At 69.7% G+C, this 23,133-nt stretch carries 18 protein-coding genes; 9 read left to right on the top strand and 9 right to left on the bottom strand.

Annotated elements, in window-relative coordinates; genetic code table 11:
• Positions 1-16 precede the first annotated feature (16 nt).
• From ACI2L1_RS18785 to ACI2L1_RS18770, 4 genes are all read left to right on the top strand, one after another.
• Complete coding sequence (locus ACI2L1_RS18785; RefSeq protein ID WP_404740437.1) at positions 17-2,884, top strand: glycoside hydrolase family 2 TIM barrel-domain containing protein; 2,868 nt, start codon at positions 17-19, stop codon at positions 2,882-2,884.
• Between the two features lie 165 nt (positions 2,885-3,049).
• Positions 3,050-4,054, top strand: a complete 1,005-nt coding sequence (locus tag ACI2L1_RS18780) for an ATP-binding cassette domain-containing protein (RefSeq protein ID WP_404740436.1) — start codon at positions 3,050-3,052, stop codon at positions 4,052-4,054.
• Position 4,055: 1 nt separating this feature from the next.
• A complete protein-coding gene (locus ACI2L1_RS18775) occupies positions 4,056-4,859 on the top strand; it encodes an ABC transporter permease (RefSeq protein ID WP_404740435.1) in 804 nt (267 codons plus the stop codon).
• A gap of 5 nt (positions 4,860-4,864) precedes the next feature.
• Complete coding sequence (locus tag ACI2L1_RS18770; RefSeq protein WP_404740434.1) at positions 4,865-5,665, top strand: ABC transporter permease; 801 nt, start codon at positions 4,865-4,867, stop codon at positions 5,663-5,665.
• A gap of 19 nt (positions 5,666-5,684) precedes the next feature.
• Here the strand turns inward: ACI2L1_RS18770 and ACI2L1_RS18765 are convergent, their stop codons facing one another.
• From ACI2L1_RS18765 to ACI2L1_RS18750, 4 genes are all read right to left on the bottom strand, one after another.
• Positions 5,685-6,929, bottom strand: a complete 1,245-nt coding sequence (locus ACI2L1_RS18765; RefSeq protein WP_404740433.1) for an MFS transporter — start codon at positions 6,927-6,929, stop codon at positions 5,685-5,687.
• A 63-nt stretch (positions 6,930-6,992) separates the two neighbouring features.
• Complete coding sequence (locus tag ACI2L1_RS18760) at positions 6,993-7,697, bottom strand: hypothetical protein (RefSeq protein WP_404740432.1); 705 nt, start codon at positions 7,695-7,697, stop codon at positions 6,993-6,995.
• A gap of 7 nt (positions 7,698-7,704) precedes the next feature.
• Positions 7,705-8,331, bottom strand: coding sequence for a sigma-70 family RNA polymerase sigma factor (locus ACI2L1_RS18755; protein WP_404740431.1), 627 nt, complete (start codon positions 8,329-8,331; stop codon positions 7,705-7,707).
• 631 nt (positions 8,332-8,962) lie between these two features.
• Positions 8,963-9,502 carry a hypothetical protein gene (locus ACI2L1_RS18750; RefSeq protein WP_404740430.1) on the bottom strand — a complete coding sequence of 180 codons (540 nt, stop codon included), beginning with the start codon at positions 9,500-9,502 and terminating at the stop codon, positions 8,963-8,965.
• An 89-nt stretch (positions 9,503-9,591) separates the two neighbouring features.
• Between ACI2L1_RS18750 and ACI2L1_RS18745 the strand changes: the two genes are divergently transcribed.
• The 3 genes from ACI2L1_RS18745 to ACI2L1_RS18735 all read left to right on the top strand — a co-directional run bounded on the left by ACI2L1_RS18745 (position 9,592) and on the right by ACI2L1_RS18735 (position 12,629).
• A complete protein-coding gene (locus tag ACI2L1_RS18745) occupies positions 9,592-10,179 on the top strand; it encodes a TetR-like C-terminal domain-containing protein (RefSeq protein WP_404740429.1) in 588 nt (195 codons plus the stop codon).
• Positions 10,172-10,963, top strand: a complete 792-nt coding sequence (locus ACI2L1_RS18740; RefSeq protein WP_404740428.1) for an alpha/beta fold hydrolase — start codon at positions 10,172-10,174, stop codon at positions 10,961-10,963. Before ACI2L1_RS18745 ends, ACI2L1_RS18740 begins: the two co-directional genes overlap by 8 nt.
• Positions 10,964-11,162: 199 nt before the next feature.
• On the top strand, positions 11,163-12,629 hold the full coding sequence (locus ACI2L1_RS18735; protein ID WP_404740427.1) for a hypothetical protein: 1,467 nt from the start codon (positions 11,163-11,165) through the stop codon (positions 12,627-12,629).
• Positions 12,630-12,651: 22 nt separating this feature from the next.
• Here ACI2L1_RS18735 and ACI2L1_RS18730 read toward each other — a convergent pair whose 3' ends face one another.
• The 3 genes from ACI2L1_RS18730 to ACI2L1_RS18720 form a co-directional block, all read right to left on the bottom strand.
• Positions 12,652-14,634 carry a PE-PGRS family protein gene (locus ACI2L1_RS18730; RefSeq protein ID WP_404740426.1) on the bottom strand — a complete coding sequence of 661 codons (1,983 nt, stop codon included), beginning with the start codon at positions 14,632-14,634 and terminating at the stop codon, positions 12,652-12,654.
• Positions 14,635-14,658: 24 nt separating this feature from the next.
• Entirely contained in the window at positions 14,659-16,350 is a 1,692-nt protein-coding gene (locus ACI2L1_RS18725) for a DUF2264 domain-containing protein (protein ID WP_404740425.1), read from the bottom strand.
• A 69-nt stretch (positions 16,351-16,419) separates the two neighbouring features.
• Complete coding sequence (locus tag ACI2L1_RS18720; RefSeq protein ID WP_404740424.1) at positions 16,420-17,457, bottom strand: rhamnogalacturonan acetylesterase; 1,038 nt, start codon at positions 17,455-17,457, stop codon at positions 16,420-16,422.
• Between the two features lie 193 nt (positions 17,458-17,650).
• Here ACI2L1_RS18720 and ACI2L1_RS18715 point away from each other — a divergent pair, with 193 nt between their 5' ends.
• A complete protein-coding gene (locus ACI2L1_RS18715) occupies positions 17,651-19,333 on the top strand; it encodes a rhamnogalacturonan lyase B N-terminal domain-containing protein (protein WP_404740423.1) in 1,683 nt (560 codons plus the stop codon).
• A gap of 51 nt (positions 19,334-19,384) precedes the next feature.
• Positions 19,385-20,458, top strand: coding sequence for a pectinesterase family protein (locus ACI2L1_RS18710; RefSeq protein WP_404740422.1), 1,074 nt, complete (start codon positions 19,385-19,387; stop codon positions 20,456-20,458).
• Between the two features lie 22 nt (positions 20,459-20,480).
• Here ACI2L1_RS18710 and ACI2L1_RS18705 read toward each other — a convergent pair whose 3' ends face one another.
• The gene (locus tag ACI2L1_RS18705; protein WP_404740421.1) at positions 20,481-21,893 is read right to left on the bottom strand and encodes an RICIN domain-containing protein; all 1,413 of its coding nucleotides are present in this window, start codon (positions 21,891-21,893) and stop codon (positions 20,481-20,483) included.
• A complete protein-coding gene (locus ACI2L1_RS18700) occupies positions 21,890-22,978 on the bottom strand; it encodes a family 43 glycosylhydrolase (RefSeq protein WP_404740420.1) in 1,089 nt (362 codons plus the stop codon). The genes ACI2L1_RS18705 and ACI2L1_RS18700 overlap by 4 nt, the downstream gene beginning before the upstream one ends.
• Positions 22,979-23,133 lie beyond the last annotated feature (155 nt).

Here is a 23,133-nt window from a genome sequence, read left to right as displayed (position 1 = left end):
CAGGACCTGGAGACCGATGACTTTCCGCACGACCACAGCCATCGACTACGTCGAGGACGTGTCACCCGGCAGCGGGGCCCTTCCGCCCCGCGCCTGGTACGCCTCCTCCGACGCGAAGGCCCTGTCCCTCGACGGCACCTGGCGTTTCCGTCTCTCGGCGACCGCCGACGCCGAGGACGACTCCTTCGCCGAGGAGGGGTACGACGCAGCTGACTGGGCCGAGGTCACGGTCCCCGGGCACTGGGTCCTCCAGGGCGACGGCGCCTTCGGGCTGCCGATCTACACCAACCACCTGTACCCCTTCCCGGTGGACCCGCCGCGCGTCCCCACCGAGAACCCGACCGGCGACCACCTGCGCGTCTTCGACCTGCCGGAGGACTGGCCCGCTCCCGCTGAGGGCGGGGCCGTCATCCGGTTCGACGGTGTCGAGTCCTGCGCCCGGGTCTGGCTGAACGGCACGGACATCGGCGAGTTCAAGGGCTCCCGCCTCGCGCACGAGTTCGCCGTCGGCCATCTGCTGAAGCCGAAGGGCAACGTCCTGGCCGTCCGCGTGCACCAGTGGTCGGCCGGGTCCTATCTGGAGGACCAGGACCAGTGGTGGCTGCCGGGCATCTTCCGTGAGGTGACCCTGCTGCACCGCCCGGCCGACAGCGTCCTGGACTTCTTCGTGCACGCCTCCTACGACCACCGCACGGGCGAGGGCACCCTGCGCGTCGACTCCGACGTCGACGGGCGGGTGCTCGTGCCCGCGCTCGACATCGATGTCGCGACCGGGGACCCGGCGACGGCCCTGGTGGCCCCGTGGAGCGCCGAGAGCCCCCGGCTCTACGACGGGGAACTGGTCACCGAGGGCGAGCGGGTCCCGCTGCGCATCGGCTTCCGTACGGTCGTCCTCGAAGACGGCCTGATCAAGGTCAATGGCAGGGCGGTCCTGTTCAAGGGCGTCAACCGGCACGAGTGGCACCCGGAGACGGGCCGCACCCTCGACCTGGAGACCATGCGCCAGGACGTGCTGCTGATGAAGCGGCACAACCTCAACGCCGTGCGCACCTCGCACTACCCGCCGCACCCGGCCTTCCTGGACCTGTGCGACGAGTACGGCCTGTGGGTCATCGACGAGTGCGACCTGGAGACCCACGGCTTCACCGAGCAGGACTGGCGGGACAACCCCGTCGACGACGACCGCTGGACCCCGGCCCTGCTGGACCGCGCGGCCCGTATGGTCGAGCGGGACAAGAACCACCCCTCGATCGTCTTCTGGTCGCTGGGCAACGAGGCCGGCACCGGCCGCGGCCTGACCGCGATGGCCGAGTGGATCCACGCCCGGGACTCCTCCCGCCTGGTGCACTACGAGGGCGACTGGAACTGCCGCGACACCGACGTCTACTCGCGGATGTACGCCTTCCACGACGAGGTCGAGCAGATCGGCAAGGGCCTGGACGGCGGCCCGCACAAGCGCCGTGAGCTGCCGTTCATCCAGTGCGAGTACGGCCACGCCATGGGCAACGGTCCCGGCGGCATCGCCGACTACCAGGAGATCTTCGAGAAGTACGACCGTCTCCAGGGCGGCTTCATCTGGGAGTGGATCGACCACGGCGTCAAGCACCCCGAGCTGGGCTACGCCTACGGTGGTGACTTCGGCGAGGAGCTGCACGACGGCAACTTCGTCTGCGACGGCCTGATCTTCCCGGACCGCACGCCCTCCCCCGGGCTCGTCGAGTACAAGAAGGTCATCGAGCCGGTCCGCATCGAAGGCGCCGACGGCACCGTACGCGTCACCAACAAGTACGACTTCGCGGACCTGTCCACTCTCGCCTTCGAGTGGTCGTACCAGGTGGACGGCCAGACGGTCGAGGCGGGCACGCTGTCGGTACCGGCCCTGGCACCCGGTGAGTCGGCGGACCTGAAGCTGCCGGAGCCGCCCACCCACGAGAGCGCGGAGGCGCAGTGGACCGTGCGGGCGCTGCTGGCGTCCGACACGGCCTGGGGGACCAAGGACCATGTCGTCGCGTGGGGACAGTTCCCGGCTTCCTCGGGCGTACGGCCCTCCGTGGCGCCCACCGACCGGCCCGTGCGCGGCGAGAAGCTGATCACCCTCGGCCCGGCGTCCTTCGACGTGCGTACCGGTGCGCTGCGGACGATCGGCGGGGTCGCCGTCGAGAGCCCGCGTCTGGACGTGTGGCGGGCGACGACCGACAACGACGAGGGCGAGTGGAACGGCGGCACCTGCTACAGCAAGCTGTGGCGGAACCTCGGCCTGCACCGGATGCGGCACCGCGTTGACGGGGTGGAGCTCGACTCGCAGGCGTTGGTCGTACGGACCCGGGTGGCGCCCGCAGCCCGCGAGGTGGGGCTGGGTGTGGTCTACCGCTGGACCTCGGACGGCTCGCGGCTGCGCCTGACGGTGTCCGTCGGCCCCGACGGCGAGTGGACGCAGCCGCTGCCCCGGCTGGGCATCCGGCTCGGGCTCCCCGAGGCCGACCAGGTGAGGTGGTTCGGCGGAGGGCCCGGTGAGGCCTACCCGGACACCCGGAAGGCCTCCATGGTGGGGCGCTGGCATGCGACCGTGGACGAGCTGCAGACGCCGTATCTGCGCCCGCAGGAGAACGGCGCCCGCGCCGACGTCCGCTGGGTGGAGCTCGGCGGTCTCAGGATCGAGGGCGACCCGGAGTTCTCCTTCACCGCCCGGCGCTGGACGACCGAGCAACTGGACGCGGCGGCGCATCTGACGGATCTCCGGGCCGGTGACACGGTGTGGGTGAACCTCGACCACGGCCACCACGGGGTCGGCTCGCAGTCCTGCGGTCCCGGCCCGCTGCCGCAGTACCAACTGCGGGCGGAGCCGACGGAGTTCTCGTTCGTGTTCTCGGTGATCTCCCGGTGATCTCCCGGCCGGTGATCTCCCGGTGATCGATTAGTCCAATTCACAGGTCGATTAATCCATTGCCGGATTGATCGACATTCTGCCACGGTCAAGGTGTACCCGCGGCCGGTCGGCCCTCCAAGCCGACCGGCCGCAACTCTTGTTCAACACAAGGGAGTTCACAGCGTGACCGGAAGCATCGAGGTACGCGGTCTGTCCCGTACCTTCCACACCACCGTCCGTCGCCCCGGCCTCACCGGCACCCTGCGCTCCCTGGTCAACCCGGAGCGGGTCGCCAAGCACGCCGTCTCCGACATCACCTTCGACGTGGCGCCCGGCGAACTCCTCGCCCTGCTCGGCCCGAACGGCGCCGGCAAGTCCACCACCATCAAGATGCTCACCGGCATCCTCACGCCCACCTCCGGCGAGGCCCGGGTCGCGGGCGTGGTGCCGTACGAGGAACGTGAACGCAACGCCCGTAACATCGGCGCGGTGTTCGGGCAGCGCACCCAGCTGTGGTGGGACCTGCCGGTGCGGGAGTCGTTCTCGATCCTTCGGGACATCTACGAGGTGCCGAAGGCCGAACACGCGGCCCGGCTCGGGGAGTTCGACGACATCCTGGAGCTCTCCACGTTCTGGGACACCCGGGTCCGCCATCTCTCCCTCGGCCAGCGGGTGCGCTGCGACCTCGCCGCCGCGCTGCTGCACGACCCGCCGGTCGTCTTCCTCGACGAGCCGACCATCGGCATGGACGTGGTCGTGAAGGAGCAGGTGCGGGAGTTCCTGCGGCACCAGGTCGAGGAGCGGGGCCGTACCGTCCTGCTGACCACCCACGACATGACCGAGGTCGAGCGGCTCGCCGAGCGGGTCGTCCTCATCAACCACGGGAAGCTCGTCCTGGACGGCGGCCTCGACGAGATCCGCCGCAAGTTCGGCTCGACCTGGCAGGTCCGGGCGACGCTGGCCGACGCCCACACCGACGTCGTGCCCCTGCCGGGGATCGCGGTGCTGCGCAAGGACGGCCCGCAGGTCGTGTTCGGCCCCGAGAGCCCGGACGGGCCGGACTCCCCCACCGTGCACCAGGCGCTGAAGGCGGTCATCGAGCGGTACGAGGTGACGGGCGTCGCCATCGACGAGGCCGACCTGGAAGACGTCATGCGGGCGGCCTACGTGCACGCCGAGGCGGTCTGACATGGCCACCCTGTACGCCTGGCGCACCGCTCGCGTCACCCCGCTCGGCGAACTGCACGCACCGCCACGGATGACCGCCGTACTGGTCCGGCTGGCCGTCCAGGTGGTCCTGGTGGCCTCCCTGTGGCACGGACTGTACGCCCACACCGGCACCACCGCGGGCCTCGCCGAGGGCCAGGCGGTGACCTACGCCGCGCTGGCCGTACTCGCTTCCCGGCTGAGGGAGTTGGACCAGTACGCGGGCCGGGACACCGTGCTCCAGCACATGCACTTCGGCACGATCGTCTACTGGTATCTGCGCCCGCTGCCGCCCCAGCGCTACCACGCCCTGCGCGCCCTCGGCGAGCAGCTGTACGGCTTCGCGTGGGCGCTCGGCGGATACCTGGTCTGTCTGGCGGCCGGGGTGGTGGACCCACCCAAGTCGGCTGCGGTGGCAGGGGTGTTCGCGCTGAGCCTCCTCCTGGGCCAGTGGGTGCTGTACCACGTGATGCTGATCCTGGACCAGTTGTGCTTCTGGACGGTGCGCAACAACGCGGCGATGCTGATCCTGATCTTCGCGCAGAACCTGCTGTCGGGTGTGTACGCGCCGCTGTGGTTCTTCCCGGACTGGTTCATCACCCTGAGCGGATTCCTGCCGTTCCAGGCCACGTTGAGCGTGCCGCTGTCGATCTACATCGGCCGTATCCCGCTCTCCGACGCCGGTGCGCAGCTGGCGATCCAGGCGTTCTGGGTCGTGGCGCTCACTCTGTTCACCCGTTTCCTGTGGCGGCGGGCCGCCCGCCGCGTCATCTCCCAGGGAGGCTGAGGCCGATGAACGCCGTCCGGATCGCGTGGCGCGTCACGCGTCTCAACTTCCGTGCCCAGCTGGAGTACCGCACCGAGTTCCTGCTGATGATCGCGATCGGGGCGATCTGGCAGGTGTCGGTGATCGTGTTCGCCACCGTACTGCTGACCCGGTTCACCGGAATGGGCGGCTGGGACAGCTCGGAGGTCCTGCTGATCCCGGCGACGAGGATGCTCGCACACGGCCTGTTCGTGCTCCTGCTCGGCCGGGTGCACGGCGCGGGCCGGCAGATCCAGGAGGGCAGGATCGACATCTACCTGACCCGCCCGATGCCGGTGTACCGCCAACTCCAGCTGGCGTTCTTCCCCACCAACGCGATCGGCGACCTGACGGTCGCGGTCGGCCTGATGGTCGGCGCACTGAGCCGCAGCCATCTGGACTGGACACCGGGCCGGATCTCCTACCTGATCGCGGCGATCATCGGCGGCATGTTCCTGGAGGCGGCCCTCTTCACCGCGATCACCTGCGCGGCCCTGCGCTTCCCGGCCGCCGACTACTGGAGCCGCTGGCTGGAGGAACTCCTCGGCACCTTCGGCAGCTACCCCCTGAACGTCCTCCCGACGGCAGTAGGCGCCCTCCTCACCTACGGCCTCCCCCTCGCCTTCGTCGCCTACTTCCCGGCAGCGGTACTGACGGGCCACGGCCACGACACGGGCGTCCCGTACTGGCTGGCGGCGGTGTCGCCGCTGCTGGGGGTGGTGGCCTATCTGGGGTCGCGGGTGCTGTGGCGGTGGAGTCTTCGGCATTATGCGGGGGTGAACGGGTGAGTCGTGTGTACCCGTGCTGTCAAGCGCGTCGAATCGGAGTGAGCAGGGCGGCGACCGCGACGAGTACGCAGCAGGCGCCCGCGGCCAGACCCACCGGTGCGGTGCCCTGCTCTTCCGCCGCCCAGGTGAGGACGGCAGCGCCGATCGGGGCCGCGGCGTAGTGGAGGGTCCAGAAGGCTGAGGTGACGCGGCCGAGGAGGGGTTCGGGGGTGACCTCCTGGCGTAGGGACATGGAGCAGGTGCCCGCCATGCCGCCGCCCGCGAGGAAGAGCGCGCACAACGCCGCGACGGCCGGGACGTCCCTGGCCCAGGCGATTCCGGCGAAGGCGAGGCCGCACAGGGCGACCGAGCCGGTCCAGACCGCACCGAAGCCCAGGCCCCGGCGCACCCGGGCCACCAGCAGCGCACCGGTGATGGTGCCGAGCGCGCCGATCGCCATGACGGTGCCGACCGTGCCGTCGTCGTGGCCGAGGTCGTGCTTGAGGTGGTAGATGACCAGGTCGTTCAGGCCGAGAGTGAGGAAGCTGAACACGAACAGAAGGACGGTGAGTGAGCGGAGCACCGGGTGGCGGCGCAGGAAGGCCACTCCGGTGCGCAAGTCCCGCCACAGGCCGGTGCGTTCGGCGGTCTCGGCGGGGCGGGAGCGGAAGCGCACGAAGAGCGTGCACAGCGCCGACACCCCGAAGCTGGCCGCGTCCACTCCGACCGCGGTCGCGGGGCCGGTCCAGGCCGCGACCACACCCGCGCACACCGGCCCCAGGACCCCGGCCGCTGCCGCTGTCGCGTTCAACCTCCCGTTGGCCTCGGTGAGTTGACCGGTACCGACGAGACTCCGTACGACAGTGACGTACCCGACGGCGAACAGCATGCCGACGGCCTCGCACACCGGCAGGACCGCGTACAGCAGCCAGACCTGCGGCCCGAAGAGCCACACCGCCGGGATCACCCCGTACAGCACCATGCGCACGAGGTCGCAGCCGATGAGCAGCCGACGCCGGTCGACCCGGTCCACGACCACCCCCGCGAACACCGCCGCGGCGACCGAGGCCGCCCCGCCCACCGCAGTCAGCAGCCCCATCCTGGCGATCGATCCGGTCGCCTCAAGGACCAGCAACGGCAGGGCGATCAAGGCGAACGAGTCACCGAGGACGGAGAGGGTCTGGGCGGCCCAGAAGACGGCGAAGTCCCGTTGCCGCCACAGGGGCCGCGACGCCGGAAGCGCACGGCTGTCCGCACCTCCGTCGCGCTGCGTCTCGTACGTCACGCCCCTCCCTCGGATGTCCGTCGGTCACCCTACGGTCGACGGGCGACGGCTCGCACCGGATATTCAGGTCGCGACCAAGTCCTCCCAGTGGTCGGCGAGTTCCGGGATGGGCTGCGGGACGGGGCCGAGGCGTCCGATGTGCGGAACCTCCAACTCGTCGGCCACATGCCTGACAGCGCGATCCGAGACGACGGGGGACCGCTCGGGCAGAACGTAGCGGACACCTGCCTGGCCGGTGGCGGTGTCGGCGTGGTGTGCGACCGGTGTGTAGTCGTTCCAGCCGATGCTCTTGAGCCGGTGGATCTGGTCGGCCCAGTGCTGGGCGTCGCGCAGTTCGCCGTGACACAGATGGAGCAGGTAAAGGCACAGTGCCGCGGTGACACTCCCGGAGCCCGCGGTGTACTGCCACCAGAACTGGGCGCCCTCCTCCTGGTCCGCCAGATGGAGAAGGCAGGCGAAGGTGAGGGCACCGTCGGGGTCGCGGTCGTCGTCGAAGGCGGTGATACGGCGGGCGGCGCCCTCGTGACGCACCGCGCCCCGGCACAGCACGCGCAGATCGTGCGCGGCCCGTTCGTGCAGTGCGGCAGGGGGCGAGGGAGCTCGACGGCCGCCGTGTTCCGCTGTGTCGATGAACCGCACCCAGCGCAGCTCGTGCAGCTCGTGTGCGAGACGCTGCCGTGCGGCCTCCAGGTCGGCGTGGGTGTACTCGCCCTGGAAGACCCGGGATCGGCGCAGGGCCTCCTCGATGCTGCGCGGGGTGCGGCTCACCGGTGAGTCACTCCTTGTCGTCTTCGGGCGCGCTCTCGACCCGGTACCCCATGGCGGACGCGAGCCGGAGGATCGCGGTGCGTCGGGTGGAGCGGACGGTGGCCTCACTGATGCCCATGATCAGGGCCGTATTGCGGGTGTCGAACTCCAGCACGTCACGCAGGACCATGACGTCGAACTGTCGCTCACTCAGCCGCGTCATGCGCCTGAACAGCCCGAGTCCTTCCTCCAGTTCGGTGATCTCCTCCGCGTGCTCGGCGTGGAACTCCCTACGGAAGGCGTCGAGCAGGGGCTGGCTCGCCGCCTTGATGGCGCGCTTGAAGGCCAGGGTCTCGGTCGCGTCCGGGCTGCGGCCCCGGTCGGCGAGTTCGCCGTGGACACGCTCCTTGAACAGCGCCCAGGCGTGGCCGCCGGGGTTGTCCATCCTCTGCAAGCGCGGCCAGATGGTGGCGAGGTACAGGAAGGTGCGGTCGACCAGTCGACGGGCGGCGACTGGATCGTCATCGAGATGAATTCGGCTGTACTCGAAGCACGCCCGGTCGTAGCGGGCCTGGAACTCCCAGAACTCGGGGGGCATCACGGACTCCGGACGGTGCGTCGCGGGTCTCGCGTGGTCGGGTTGCCGGCTGGTCATCGGCGGCCTCCTTCGTTCCAGGGGGCCTGGGCGGCGGATGTCGAGGGGTGCTGAGGGTGCGGTTCGCTCAGGGCACTCGCCCCGATGCGGACTCCGGCGCCCAGAAGGCGCCGCACTAAGAACCACACGTCGGGCGCGAACGAACGCGCCGCGGCGGAGGTGGCCAGCACGAGGCTGACTACGTCGTAGCTCACAGTGACTGTTTCCGTTCTCGTTCGGTCGGCGCCGTAACCGCTTCGTCCCCCGCCCGTTGCGGGTACGGAACCCGGAGCGTCGTTGCTCCGGAGAACAGACAAGCGGACGCCACCCCGAGAATGTGCAGCCCTACGAGCACTTCTTTCTAACGGAGCGTATCTTTCCGCTAACTATTGGCCATAGGTTAATTCGCAGTCGCTTATCGCCAGGGCGCGCCACCCCGAGCCTCTCGCACGCCACCCCTGCCCGAGCTGGGCATCCCCCAAGAGAGGCCAACTTCGATCGAAATTTGCGCGAACGTGACGATGGTCGCTCGATTTTCAGGTGTGTCGCAGGTCACATTTCACTACTGCGGCCCCGACGCCTCGCCGCACCTCCACCACTCCCAGCAGCCTCGGCAAGCCGTCTTGACGTCGGCCCTTCATTGGAGTTCGCCTCACGGAGCTGACGTCGGCGCCGGCCCCTTCTCCAGCTCGGCGAGTCGAGTGAGGACGCGCCTGGGCAGTTCGGCTGCCGTCAGCCGGAAAGGGGTCCAGCGATCCATGGAGTCCCGCTTCATGGATGCGGAGAACCGGAAGCGCCCCTTGCTGTTCGGCTCGCCCACCATCTCTGCGAACGCGCGGCTCGGTACCAGCCATGCCGTCATGACCGCCCCTCGCTCCACGTCCACGGCGACGAACAGCATGTCGAGGTCGGACCGCGGCTGGAACGTCTGCGACCGAACGAAGGCCATCAGCCTGCCCTGTTGCACCTGGACTCCGGTCGACATCCTGGCCTTCACCTGCACGGCCAGGGTCGCGGAACTCCCACGCCGGTGGAAGACGAGGTCCACTCCTTCGTCGTCCACGAGCGAGGTGGAGACGTTCAACTCCCCTCCCGTGGCGAGGATGCAGGAAGCCGCGACCAGGTATTCGGCGGCCTTCCCCATCCGCGCGGCGGCCGGGCTCTTGTCCAGGTACTCCTCGTCGTCGCTCATGGCGTGAATCTACTGTCCGCGCGACAACCAGACCCGGCTCTCCGAAAATCACTAGCCAGCAACCTAGGGGCCCTAGGTAACCTCTTCCCATGAGCCCCCGAGCAGGCCTCACCCCCGACCGTCTCACCGCAGCCGCAGCCGACCTGGCCGACGAGATCGGCTTCGAGAACGTCACCCTGGCCGCCCTCGCCAAGCACTTCGGCGTGAAGGACGCGAGCCTCTACTCGCACGTCAGGAGCCTCCAAGACCTGCGCACCAGGGTCGCCCTGCTCGCCGGCGGCGAGATGATCGACCGGATCGCGGTGGCCGTGGCGGGACGTGCGGGGAAGGACGCGCTGGCGGCGTTCGCGGGTGCCTACCGGGCGTACGCCCTCGCGCACCCCGGCCGGTACGCGGCCACGCAGATCCGCATCGACCAGGCCCTGATCCGCGACACCCCCGCCTTCCACCGCACCGCCGAGATCACCTACGGCATGCTCCGCGCATACGGCCTCACCGAACCCGACCTCACCGACGCGGTACGCCTGCTGCGCGCCACCTTCCACGGCTACTGCGCCCTGGAGTCCGGCGGCGGATTCGGGGCGCCCCGGGACGTACAGAAGTCCTGGGACCGGGCGGTCGACGCCCTGCACGTGGCTCTCACCAACTGGCCCCAGGAGGAGAACACCCATGACTGACCCGCACTACGACATCACCGGCCACGGCCCCGTCCTGCTGATCGTCCCCGGCGGCGCGGGCCACCCCATGGGCCTCGGCCCGATGACGGACGCACTCTCCGCGCACTTCACCGTCGTGACCTACGACCCCCTCGGCCTCGCCCACGGCCGCCTCGGCGAACCCGTCACGGACCAGCGGGTCCAGGACTGGAGCGACGGCGCTCGGCGCGTGCTGGACGCGACGCTTCCGGAGGGCGAGTCGGCGTACGTTTTCGGTACCAGCGCCGGTGCCATTGCCGCGCTCGATCTGTTCGCCCGGCATGCGGAGCGGCTGCGGCACGTCGTCGCGCACGAGCCGCCGTGTGTGGGGGTGTTGCCGGACGGGGCACGGCATCAGGCCGCGTTCCGTGAGGTCTGCGAGGTCTACCGGGCCAAGGGGCTCGCTGCGGCGGGCGCGCTGATGACCGCCGTACTGGAGGAGCGGGAGGCGGGAGAGCTTCCGGAGGGTCAACCACTGTCCCGTGAGGAGGAGTTGGTCAGTCCGATGGCGCTCTCCCTCGCGCATGTCATCGGCCCCTTCACGTCGTACGTCCCGGAGGCGGGCCCCTCGCGAGCTCGCCTCACCCTCGCCGCCGGAAACGACTCCCGTGGCCAACTCCTCTACCGGACCGCCGAGTTCCTGGCCAAGGACCGGCAGGCCGACTTCGTCGAGTTCCCCGGCGGCCACCTCGGCATCCTCCAGGACGCGTCGGGCTTCGCCGAACGGCTCACGCGGACACTGCTCGGGGCCGACGTGCGGTCGTGACAGGTCGCCCATGCCGTCGCCCGTGCGCTGGTCGTCGAGGAGCCGAGGGCCTTGGACCAGAAGTCGGCGAGCACGTAGGCGGCGACGGAGTCGAAGGTCGTGTGGCGGATGGTGGAGGTCATGCGGGGATAGTCGGGGACCGGGTTGATCACGTCTAGGCCGACGGCAACCTTCCCGGACCCTGCGGCGACCTGGGGGTATGACTTCCGCAAGACGCACACCGCGCGACGGCGACACCCCGCGCGACAGCCGCCCTGGCACCCTCCGTGACACCGCCGGCGACTCCTCCGGGGACGCCCCTCGCGCCGGCCACCGCCGGGTCCGCGCCGCCCGTAAGCCCGTCATCGCCGGTCTCGCCGCGACGGCCGCGCTGGTCGGTGCCTGGTACGCGACGGCCGACGCGGCCACCGCTCCCACCCTCGTCCCCACCACCACGGCCGTGACCCTGGCCGCCAAGTTCCCCTACCTGTCAGCCGGTTACAACAACACCCGCGAGTGGACCCGGACGACGACCGCGGTGGCGCCGAACGGCACCTTGCGCGTCGCCTGGCCCGCCTCGGACGGCGTCCACGTCACCCCGCTGACGTCCGCCGGGAAGCGCTCGGGCGCGGACACGGTCGTCAAGGGCGCGAAGGAGGTCGGCGGGCTGGTCGCGCACAACGACGGCTTCGCGCTGCTCACCCGGGTCGCCGACACCAACAAGTGGAAGGAGACGGCGGCCGCGATCGTCCGGTACACGAACGGCAAGCAGACGTTCCGGACGAAGCTCACCGGCACCGCATCGCAGGACACCTCCCCCACCCTCGACGGCCAACTCACCTGGAACGGCTCGAAGTACGGCGCCTACTTCGTCGTGCACGGCGCGGGCGGCTTCGCCGACGGCCACTTCGGCGACAAGTTGACCTACGTGAGCGCCAAGGGCGCCAAGCTCAGCGGGGGTTGGGGCTGGGGGTGCAGTCACAACGAGGGCATCGCGCTGCACGCCGAGACCACCGGCAACTTCACCTCGCTGTGCTTCGACGACTGGCGCTCGGGCCTGTTCGTGTCGACGGGCATCGGCGCCCCGGACGTGGCCCCGGTGGTGCAGCGTGAGCAGTGCTGGGCGGGGTACTGCGGCGGCACCTTCGCCTCCCGCACCGGTGAGCTGGTGAAGTCCGCCACCGGCCGTTATGTGACCGCCTTCGCCTCGCGCGGTGCCGGGTCCGCGAAGAAGAACCCGGACGACTCCAGCGGCCGCGGCTGGACGGTCACGCCGAAGACCAGCACCCACCAGGTCGCGGTGGCCTTCCTCAAGAACCGCAACTCCGGCCCCGGCAAGGCGGTTTACCTCACCAGCGCCAAGACCGTCGAGAACGTCAACGTGCACGTGGCGCCGTACGGCAAGGACCGTCTCCTCGTGTCCTGGGAGTCCCTGAAGAACGCCCAGTGCGCGAGCGGCACCTGCACCGGCACATTCACCGGCACCCACTTCCGTCTCATCGACTGGAACGGCAAGGTCCAGAGCGCGGACAAGGTGGTGTCGGCGCGGATCACCGGTGACATCGCGGTTCAGAAGGACGGCACGCTGACCTGGGCGTACGCTCCGGTGACACCGTCGTACGCGAGTCCGCTGACGGGGGCGTCCCCGACCTCGACGACTCTGCGGATCGCCCGCCTCAAGCCCTGATCGGAGCGGTACTCCGTCGGGGTCAGTCGGCTGCCGTGGTGGAGGGGCCGAGCCGCTCGACCATCTGCCGCATGACCTCGACGGGCAGTGCCGGGTTCCGGGCAGCAGCCTCCGCGGTGTCGTTGCCCCGCAACGCCTGTGTCAGGAGCCGGGCCGGCAGACTTGGATGGCGGGCGGCCGCGCCGCGGATGTGCTCGTGCGGGTCCTCCAGCAGACGTACCGCGGCCGACGGCGACAGCCGCGGGTCGCTGACGGCCCGGTGCCGTACCTCCTCGCTCGGGTCCCGGCTGAGCCGTTCCACCAGCTCGGGCGTGGACTCCGGGTCGTCGAGGGCCAGTCTGCGCATACGGGGGTCGAGGTCGTCGGCGTACCGCACGAGGTCGTGGCGGGGGAAGTTGGGGTGGCCGCGCGGGCGGTCGGGGGTGCTGAGGCTGCCGTCCCACCACCGCCACACCCGCATCAGCATGTCGGCGAGCGCGTCGTCACAGCGCTCGGCGAGAAAGAGCTGAACGACGCGGTCCTCGTCGTGGGCGAGCAGGGCGACGACGTCCGACGGCAGCCGCCGGGCGTGCGCGACGCTTCTGCGGACGAGGGGGTGGACGGAACAGGCGAGGCGGCGCATGGCGGCCTCGTCGTGGTGGAGTGCCACGACCCAGTCGAGCGGGTGGTGGTGAACGCGCGGGTCGAAGTCGATGCGGACGCCCGCCCGTTGCTCCTCGGTGAGGTCGGCCCGTGTCGACACCTGGAAGCGGACGTCGGCGTCGGGATCGTCGGCGAGGAGAGCGACCAGATCCGAGGCGAGGCACGGGTTGCGGGCGAGGCGACGGCGTTCGTCGCGCTCCCCGTGGCGGACCAGGTGTTCGGCGAGGCCGCGCTCCAGAAGGCAGGTCTCCAGCGCCTCGCGCCGCACGTCCAGGGCATCGAACACCGACCGCGGCATGGGCTGCTCCCGGTGGTGCAGCAGCAGAGCCCTCGCGCGTACCGTGCCGTGGGAATCGGCCAGGAGCGCTTCCCGCGCCGCGGCGTCGAGATGCGGCCAGGCCGCCCCACAGGCCTCGGCCCGCACACCGCCGTCGGGGTCGGCCACCAGCGCGGTCGAAAGGGCGGCGGGCAGGTTCTTGAGGCGGGCGGTCTCGGCGCGTACGCGCGGTGACGGATCCACGGCGAGCCTGCGGGAGGTGTCCTCGTCGATCTCGGCCCGGCGGTCCGCGGCCAGCATGGTGAGGATCCACCGGTGCCGCTCGTTGCGTTCGCCCAGGATCACACGGCCCCACTGCGCGGGGGTGAGGTCCGGCGAGGTCTCGGCCGCCCGCCCCCTCAACTGCCAATCGGGGTGGGCCAGGGCCGCGTCCACGACCTCCGTCGGCAGATGGCCGTAGAGGACGGAGGGGTAGCGGTCCAGGAGCCGGATACGCAGGTCCACCGGGGCGGCCGGGTTGTACGAGAGCCCGCGCGCCCACGCGTCGAGCTGCCTCTGCATGGGTTTCGGCCCCTTGAACAGCGAGGCCCAGGCGGCGTTCCGGTCCCCCGGTGTCTCGTCGGCGACCGCCCGCGCGGCCTCCTCCCGCCGCTCCCCGATCCGGTCGACCGCGACGAGCCAGACCGCGTACTCCTCAGTCGTGACCCCCACTATGGCGTTCCCGTCCAGGGACAGGGTGAGGAACTCCGGCTGTCCCGGCCGCTCGCCCAGCACTCCGGCGAGATCCCAGCCGTCGATGAGCCGGACGCGGGTCCAACGTCGGCTCCCGGCGCCGGAGCAGGCGATGAGGAACAGGCCGTCACCGGCGAGGATTCCCGCCTCCGACGCCAGCCGGTGCCACTCGGCGTTGAGTTCCGTGATCAGGTCCGGCCGGTCGTCCGCGACCGCCACGGTCGGCTCGGTCTCCCACCCTATGACGTGACGCCACAGGAACGGGGGCGGCGGCACCTCCTCGACCCGCCCGTCCCCCACGACCTCCAGCCCGGCTCTGCCCAGCAGTTCGACCTGTTCGTCTCTCCCACCCATGATCCTCATACTGCCCGAGGCGGCTCAGTCCCCGGCGGCGATGTCCACTCCGGAGCGGTCCAGCCGGACCCGCACCTCGGGCCCTCCCCTCCACAGGACCGTCAACTCCCCTGCCGCTTCGGCCCGTACAGTCACTGTCTCCCCCAACGGCACGGCGTCCGCCGCACCGGTCAGCCGGGCCAGCGCGACGAACAGCGTGTCGCCGTCCGCCGTCACCCCGCCCAGCTCACCGTCCAGACCCAGGGCGGGCAGCAGTTCGGCCCGGACACCGTCCCGCGCGGCCCACCCGGTCACGCGCACCGACGTCCCCGGCTCGGCCCCGGACACGAGGAAGACGCGCACTTCCACGGCACCCCGCGCGAGTACGACACCGCACACCCGCGCACCTCCGGCCGCCGTGTGCCGCGAAGCCGCCCACCCCTCCCCCACCCCCAACGGCTCGATCCCCGTACGGCTCGGATCGCCGCCCACGATCAGGCTGTTGTCGTACGACGGCGAGGGCTCCGTCACCGTGGAGTAGGCGAGGCGGGTGTAGTACGGGTCGTAGCGGACGTCCTCGCTGCCGTGGTTGTGGAGGCGGACCAGGCCGTCCGAACTGGTGGACTGGAGAAGCCAGTTGGGGGACGTGATCGGCGTGACGGCGTCGGAGCGCTCCGCCGGGCCCGGCTCCTCCACCGCCGTCCACACCTCGTGGTCCGCCGGGAGGAGCAGGCCGAGGAAGCCCTTGCTCGCCCAGTACGGGGAGGCCGGTCCCGAATAGCCTTGCAGGACTGTGGGGTTGGGTCCGTGCCAGCCGAGGGTGAGGAGGCCGTTCGCATCCACCGCGTCCCGGTCCAGGAAGTACTTCAGGGCTCCGGAGGCCAGGCGTCGGGTCTCGCCCGGCGGCAGCGGGGTGTGGCCCGTCAGGGCGCCCAGCCAGAGCGGGGCCGTCGTCGCGAAGCGGTACGTCAGTGAGCGGCCCTGGTGCATCGGGGCGCCGTCGGCTCCGAACAGACGGGCGTAGTCGTCGAGATGGCGGGAGAGGCGGTCGCCGTACAGGGCCGTCAACCGGTCGTCCTGCGCCAACCAGGCGTGCAGCACCGGGTAGAGGTGCATGGCCCAGCCGTTGTAGTAGTCGAACTTGCGGCCGTCGCCGTCGGTGTACCAGCCCTCGCCGACGTACCACTTCTCGATCCGCTCCAGGCCGCGGTCGATCGCCTTGCGGGACGCATCGGGTCGGTGTCCCACCGACGAGAGGAAGCCGGCGACCGTGACGGGGAACAACTCCCAGTTGCAGGGCCACGCTTCAGCGGTCAGCGCGTCGCCGAGCCAGGCCGCCGCCCGCTGCCGTACGGCGTCGTCGAGACGGTCCCAGAGCAACTCCCGGGTCAGGCGCAGCGCGAGTGCGATCGACGCGGCCTCCACCAGCGGCTGGCCGCGGTCCTCGATGCGGGGCCAGACGCCGGAGACTCCGGCGGCGAGGCCCTCGGCGTACCGCTGGAGCGCGGTCTCGTCCCGGCGGAAGGCCGCCAGCAGGAGCGTACGGGCGTAGCCCTCCAGGCCGTCGGAGAGACGTCCTGACCAGCTCTGTCGGTCGCCGGGGAAGTGGTAGAGGGCATGGTCCTCGGTGGCGTACGGCGCGACCGCGGCGAGCAGGGAGTCGGCGGCGGCCTCCCAGTGGGCGCGGGTGTAGCCGGTGTGCGGACTGAGGATGCGGTCGTCCGGGGGCAGGTGCATCGGTTCTCTCTCCGGGTCGTGCCGTACAAACCTGGGGCGCCCCGGTTCCGGTCGGGACGCCCCAGGCGTCTAGCCCACCCTCACCAGGCCCTTCGGCACCAGATGCCGTGCGACGAGTTCGTCGCGCACCAGGCCCGCGTACACGGTGGCGCCGTGCATGGACGTGTGGGTGTTGTCCTTTTTCTCGTTGTAGAGGTAGATCGCCTTCGAGCCCTCCACACCCAGGGACTCCACCAGCGACTTCGTCTTCGCCGTCAGGTCGATCAGCGGGACGTCCTCCTCGGCGGCCACCGAGCGGATGACCGCGGGGTGGTCCACCCCGAGACCGTTGACCAGCAGCGCGGTGTTGTTGTTCAGCGTGCCGTCGGAGTTGAACCAGCGTCGCACGATGGGCGTCACGAGGACAGGGTTCCCGCCTTTCTCCCTCACACCCGCGACCAGTGTCTCCAGGTTCGCCCGGTACGTCGCCTCGTCGGTGGTCTTGTCGTTGTGGGCGAGCTGGACCAGGACGAGGTCGCCGGGGCGGATCAGCGGCTGGACCGTGGCCCACAGACGCGGCTCGGACAGATACGTCACCGTGCTCTCGCCGGAGTCGGCGTAGTTGGCCACGGAGACGCCCTCGCGCAGGTACTGGGGCAGTTGCTGGCCCCAGCCGGTGTAGGGGTCGGCGGGCTGGTCGCAGACCGTGGAGTCGCCGACGAGGAGGATCTGGCGGACGTGCCGGGCGGGGGTGACCCTGATGTCGGCGAGCGCGGGGGCCGTGCCGCCGAGCGCGAGGTCCAGTCCGGGGGTGCCGTCGGGGCCGGTCGGCTCGCCCTCCGGGGTGCGTACGTTCACGGTGAAGCTGCGGGCGGCCCGCTCGCCGGCCGGGACGGCGGTCTCCGGCAGCAGTGAGCGGCGGGTCTCGCCGGTGATGGCCGTGCTCGACGCGGCGTCGCCGCCGAGGAGGACCTTCACGTCGTACGTTCCGGGCGGTACGTCGAAGTGGCAGGCGTTCCCCGTGCAGTTCGCGATTCCGAGGGCACGTCCGGTATGCGCCTGCGCCGGGGCGGCGAGGCCCGCGGCCAGCGTGACCGCCGCCAGCAGGGCGAGGTTGAAACGTCTCATTCGAGGATCCTCCGACAGACGACAGGGCCTGGCGGCTGGACCGTACCCCTATGGGCAAGCGCTTTCTAGACCTTGAACCAACTTCACCAGATTGCCAACCTCCAACTGGCGAAAGCCCTTTCGCGAAATCGATTCAACTGTCACTCTCCCAAACACCGGCACCACCCCCACACGTCTCGAAGGAGGCACCCCCATGTCCGAATCCGCCGTGAACAGACCGGTCGGACGCCGTACCTTCGTCCTCGGTACCGCGGCCGCCGCGTCCGCCGCCGCGCTCGCCGGGCCGCTCGCCGAGAGCGCGTCCGCCGCGAGCTTCGGGTACAGCGACGACGGCTCGAACTACGTCGTCGACACCGGCGCCAGCCTGGTCTTCAAGGTCAGCAAGACCAACGGCGACCTGACCTCGCTGGTCTACAAGGGCACCGAGTACCAGGGTTACGGCGGTAAGAACTCACACATCGAGTCCGGCCTCGGCACCTCGACGGTCACGATCAAACAGTCGGGGACGACGATCCTGATCTCCGTCGCCTATGGCACGCTCCGGCACTACTACGCGGCCCGCAGCGGCGAGAACAACGTCTACCTGTGGACCAACCGGGCCGACACCTCGGTCGCCTCCACCCGCTTCATCCTGCGCGTCAAGGCCGGCCTGTTCCTCAACGACGAGCCGGATTCCTACACTTACGCGCCCACCACCATCGAGGCCTCGGACGTGTTCGCCAAGTCCGACGGCCAGACCCGCTCCAAGCACTACTCGAAGCTGCGGGTGATGGACTACAACTACATCGGCTGGACGACCGGCAGCGTCGGTTTGTGGATCGTCCGCTCCAACCACGAGAAGGCGTCCGGCGGCCCCTTCTACCGCTCGCTGCTGCGTCACCAGAGCGCGGACGGCGGCGGTCTGTACGAGATCCTGCACTACGGCCAGAACCAGACCGAGAACGAGCGCTTCGGCCTCCAGGGCCCCTACGTCATCGCCCTCACGGACGGCGGCGCGCCCTCCTCCTCGCTGTACCCGGGCACCCTCACCACCTCCTGGGCGGACTCGCTCGGCATCTCCGGATACGTCGCCTCGGGCGGCCGGGGCCGGGTCGCGGGCGTGGGCATCACCGGCCGGAACACGGCGTACCCGTACACCGTCGGGCTCGCCAACTCCGCGGCGCAGTACTGGGGTTCGGCCCGCTCCTCGGACGGCTACTTCTCCATCGGGGGCGTCCTGCCGGGGACGTACACGCTGACCGTCTTCAAGAGCGAACTCGCCGTCTACACCACCTCGGTGACGGTGACCGCCGGCGGCACGACCACCCTGAACTCGATCGCGATCCCGTCGTCCAACGACCCGAGCAACGCGAGCGCGATCTGGCGGATCAACGACTGGACGGGCACCCCGAGCGGCTTCAAGAACGCCGACCTGATGACGTACGCCCATCCGTCCGACGTCCGTGCCGCGTCCTGGACCGGCAATGTCGTGATCGGCAGCGGCACCGAGACCTCGGCCTTCCCCTGCTACCTCTGGAAGGACGTCAACAGCGGCCTGATCGTGTACTTCAAGCTGACCGCGGCCCAGGCCGCCGCCGCGCACACCCTGCGGATCGGCGTGACGACGGCCTACGCCAACGGGCGCCCCCAGGTCGTCGTCAACGACACCTGGACGTCGGCGATCCCCTCCCCGCCCACCCAGCCGAGCACCCGGTCGCTGACCAACGGCTCCTACCGGGGCAACAACTACACGTTCACCTACAGCGTTCCGGCCAGCGCCTGGCTCACGGACACCGGCCAGTACAACACGCTGAAGATCTACGTGGTGAGCGGTTCGGGGACGACGGCCTATCTCAGCGCGGGCACGTCGATCGACGCGATCGACCTGCTCGCGTGAGTGCCACCGCTCAGGCGGCAACCTCCGGGCGGGGAGCGGCGACTTGAAGGCATGACTGAGCCGAACACGCACCGCCGCTCCCCCTCCTGGCGCCGTACCGCCGCCGTGACCGCCGGTACCGCGGCCGCCCTCGGGCTGGCCGCGGTGTCGCTGGTGCCCCACGCGGACGCAGCGACCGTCATCACCGTCGCCAAGGACGGTTCGGGCCGGTACACGACCGTGCAGGCCGCCGTGAACGCGGCGGCCGCCGGGGACACGATCTCCGTCGGGAAGGGCACGTACACGGAGATCGTCAACGTCCCGGTGAGCAAGACGGGGTTGACCATCCAGGGCGCCACCGGCAACGCCGAGGACGTCGTCATCACCTACGACCGGGCCGCCGGGTACACGAATTCCAGCGGCACCAAGTACGGGACGCTGGGCAGTTCGGTGGCGACCTTCTCGGCGAGCGGTCTCACGGTCAGCGGGATCACCGTCCAGAACACCTTCGACAAGGCGGCCCACCCCGACATCACGGACACCCAGGCCGTCGCGGTCACGGCGCAGGGCGACCGGCAGACCTTCACCAACGACCGGTTCATCAGCCGCCAGGACACCGTGCTCAACTGGTCGCCGTCGTCGACCGGTCAGTACCGGCAGTACTTCTACTCGTCCTTCATCTCCGGTGACGTGGACTTCGTCTTCGGCAACGCCACCGCCGTCTACGACCGGGTGAACATCCAGCTGCGCAACTCGGGCGCCGCGACCGGCGGTCTCAACGGCTTCCTGTCGGCGCCCAACACCAGCTCCGCCAAGACGTACGGAATCCTCGTCACCGGCAGCTCGGTCACCAGCTCGGCGGCGGCCAACACGTACTACCTGGGCCGCCCCTGGCATCCGACCTCGGATGCGGTGGGCCAACTGGTGATCCGGCAGACGTCGTTGCCCGCCGCTGTGAAGGTCGCCGGACCCTGGACCGACATGAGCGGCTACTCCTGGAAGAACGCCCGGTTCTTCGAGTACAAGAACACGGGCGCGGGCGCGACGGTGAACTCCAACCGCCCGCAGCTCACCGACTCCCAGGCCGCGAGCTACACGGCCCAGAAGTACCTGGCGGGCACGGACGGCTGGAATCCGGTCCGATAGCCCCGAGGGGCTCGGATTCGGGTCAACTACCCCGCGTCCACTGCTGGTTGGTCGCTCCGCTGCACGTGTACGTGATGATCGCGGCGGAGTTGGCGGTGGACGCGCCGTTCACGTCCAGGCATTCTCCGGTGGTCCGGGCCTTGATGTTGACGTACGAGCCCGAGGTGACCAACGACCACTGCTGGGTGGTGGCGCTTGAGGAGCAGTTCTCCTGGGTCACCGTGGAGGCGTTCTCCTGGAGGCACAGCGAGCTGCCGCGGCCGACCAGCTGGTAGTAGCCGGTGCCGAGGTCCTTGAACCACCACTTCTGGTTGGTGCCGCTGTTGCAGGTGTACTGACTGACCGCGATCCCCTGCCACAGCGACTGGTTCGGCACGTCAGCACACTTGGCGCTGTTGCGTGCGATCAGCGTGTTGTACGTGGCGCTCGTGCCGCTGATCGTCCCGGCGGCCGTGTCGACGCCGATCTGCGGGTACCAGGACATGGACATCGTGGTGGAGGTCGGGAAGGTCAACGGCAGCCACACGTACCGGGAGTCGTTGACGGTGCCGCCGAAGGAGTTGCCCCAGCGGTCGCCCATGTAGAGGTACGAGGTGCCCGAAGTCCCTTGCACGGGAAGGACGTACGCGGTCTGCGAGTTGTAGGTCGTGGAGTCGCCGACGTTCGCCATGGACGTCCAGGGACCCGCCAGGGAGGTCGCCGTCGCGTACTGCTGCTGGTTGGCGCTCCAGCCCGTCGCGCCCGACGTCAGCATGAAGTAGACGCCGTTGCGCTTGAACAGGGCCGGGGCCTCACGGTGGCCGCCCGCCCATGGGTTGGCGACCAGGCTGTCGATGGCCGTGTAGTCGGCGGTCAGCTTGTAGACGTGCAGGTCGTAGTTCTCGTTGGCCGCCGAGACCATGTAGCCGGTGCCGTCGGTGTCGACGAACGTCGTGATGTCACGGGACATGTGGCTGCCGAGCGGGCGGAAGCTGCCTTGGTAGGCGTAGTTCCCGTCGACGGTGTCGGAGACGGCGACGGCGGCGCGGGCCTCGCTGTAGTCGGTGCCGTTCTCCTTGTGCATCCACATCACGAACTTGCCGGTGGACGCGTTGTAGATGACCTTCGGGCGCTCGATGTAGGCGGTGCCCAGTTCGGAGGCGGAGGACTGGGTCAGGACGTGGTTCCTGAACTCCCAGTTCTTCAGGTCGGTGGAGCGGTAGGCGTCCACGTACCGGAAGGTGTTGTCGGAGTTGCGGTCCTCGCCGAACCAGTAGTAGTAGGAGCCGACCTTGATGACCCCGCCGCCGTGGGCGTGCAGGGCGTTGCCCGAAGTGTCGGTGAACTGGACGCCGTTCGGGATCGTCAGGGTGGCCGCCTGGGCCGGCCCGGCGGTGACGAGGGCACCGGCGAGCGCCAGGCAGAGGGCGAGCAGTACCGCGTACGCACGTCTCATGACACGACCTCCGTGTCCGTGGCGGTGTCCGCCACCGGTATGCCGAAGTCCGGGGTGCCGTCCGCGTGCCAGCCGAGCTTCTGGACACGGGTGTGGCGGTTGGGGTCGTTCAGCGGATCACCGACGATCTCCTTGTACTGGCGTGCGTGATAGACGAGGACGTCACTGCGGCCGTCCTCGGCGACGGTGAAGCAGTTGTGGCCGGGGCCGTACTGCTTGGTGGTGTCGTTGCTGGTGAAGACCGGCGTCGGCGACTTGGACCAGCTCGCCGGGTTCATGAGGTCGGCGTCCGAATCGGCCGTGAGCAGGCCCATGCAGTAGTGCCAGTCGGTGGCACTGGCCGAGTAGGACATGAAGAGGCGGCCGTTGCGGGCGATGACGGAGGGGCCCTCGTTGACCTTGTAGCCGATGCACTCCCAGTCGTACTCCGGGGTGGAGAGCCTGATCTGATGGCCCGTCAGGGTCCAGGGGTTCGCCATCCTCGACAGGAAGATGCCGGTGTTGTTGTCCAGGCCGGGCTCGTGCTGGGCCCAGGCGAGGTAGCGGGTGCCCCGGTGGGTGAAGGTGGTGGCGTCCAGGGAGAAGGTCTCCCAGGCGGTCCTGATCTGGCCCTTCTCCACCCAACTTCCCTTGAACGGGTTGGGGTTGGCGTTCTCCAGGACCCAGATCCGGATGTCCCACACGCTCTCGGCGGGCGCGGAGGCGAAGTAGACGTACCACTTGCCGCCGACGCGGTGGATCTCCGGGGCCCAGATGTGGGCGCCCATGACACCGGTCGGATGCTTGGTCCAGATGACGGACTCGTCGGCGGTCGCGAGTCCGTTGATGGTGCGGGAGCGGCGCAGGATGATGCGGTCGTACTCGGGGGCGGTGGCCGTGAAGTAGTAGAAGCCGTCGGAGTGACGGTGGATGTACGGGTCCGCGCGGTTGCGGACGAGCGGGTTCACCAAGGGTGCGGCCCGCTTCGGGTGTGGGGTGGGGATGGGAGCGGCTTCGGCGACCGTGGGGGTGGCGGCCAGGGCGCCGGCGGCTACGGCACCCTTCAGCAGCAGTCGTCGGTTGGGGACCTCGGGGGCGCGGCTCATGCGGACTGCCTCTCGGGTGGGGGTGTCCTGAGAGCGATGTTCGATATTGAGAACATCTGTTGTCATTGCGAACAGCCGAAAGGTAAGGCTGGGGAACGAGGAGGTCAACGGGTCCGACGAGACCAAAAGAAGGCGCTTTCTGTTTTCGGTTTTCT

Origin of the sequence: Streptomyces sp. NPDC019531 (assembly GCF_044903305.1) — a bacterium.
Classification (GTDB): Bacteria; Actinomycetota; Actinomycetes; order Streptomycetales; family Streptomycetaceae; genus Streptomyces.
The sequence above is the reverse complement of the archived record's forward strand: the minus strand, read 5'-3'. Positions and strand labels throughout refer to the sequence as shown.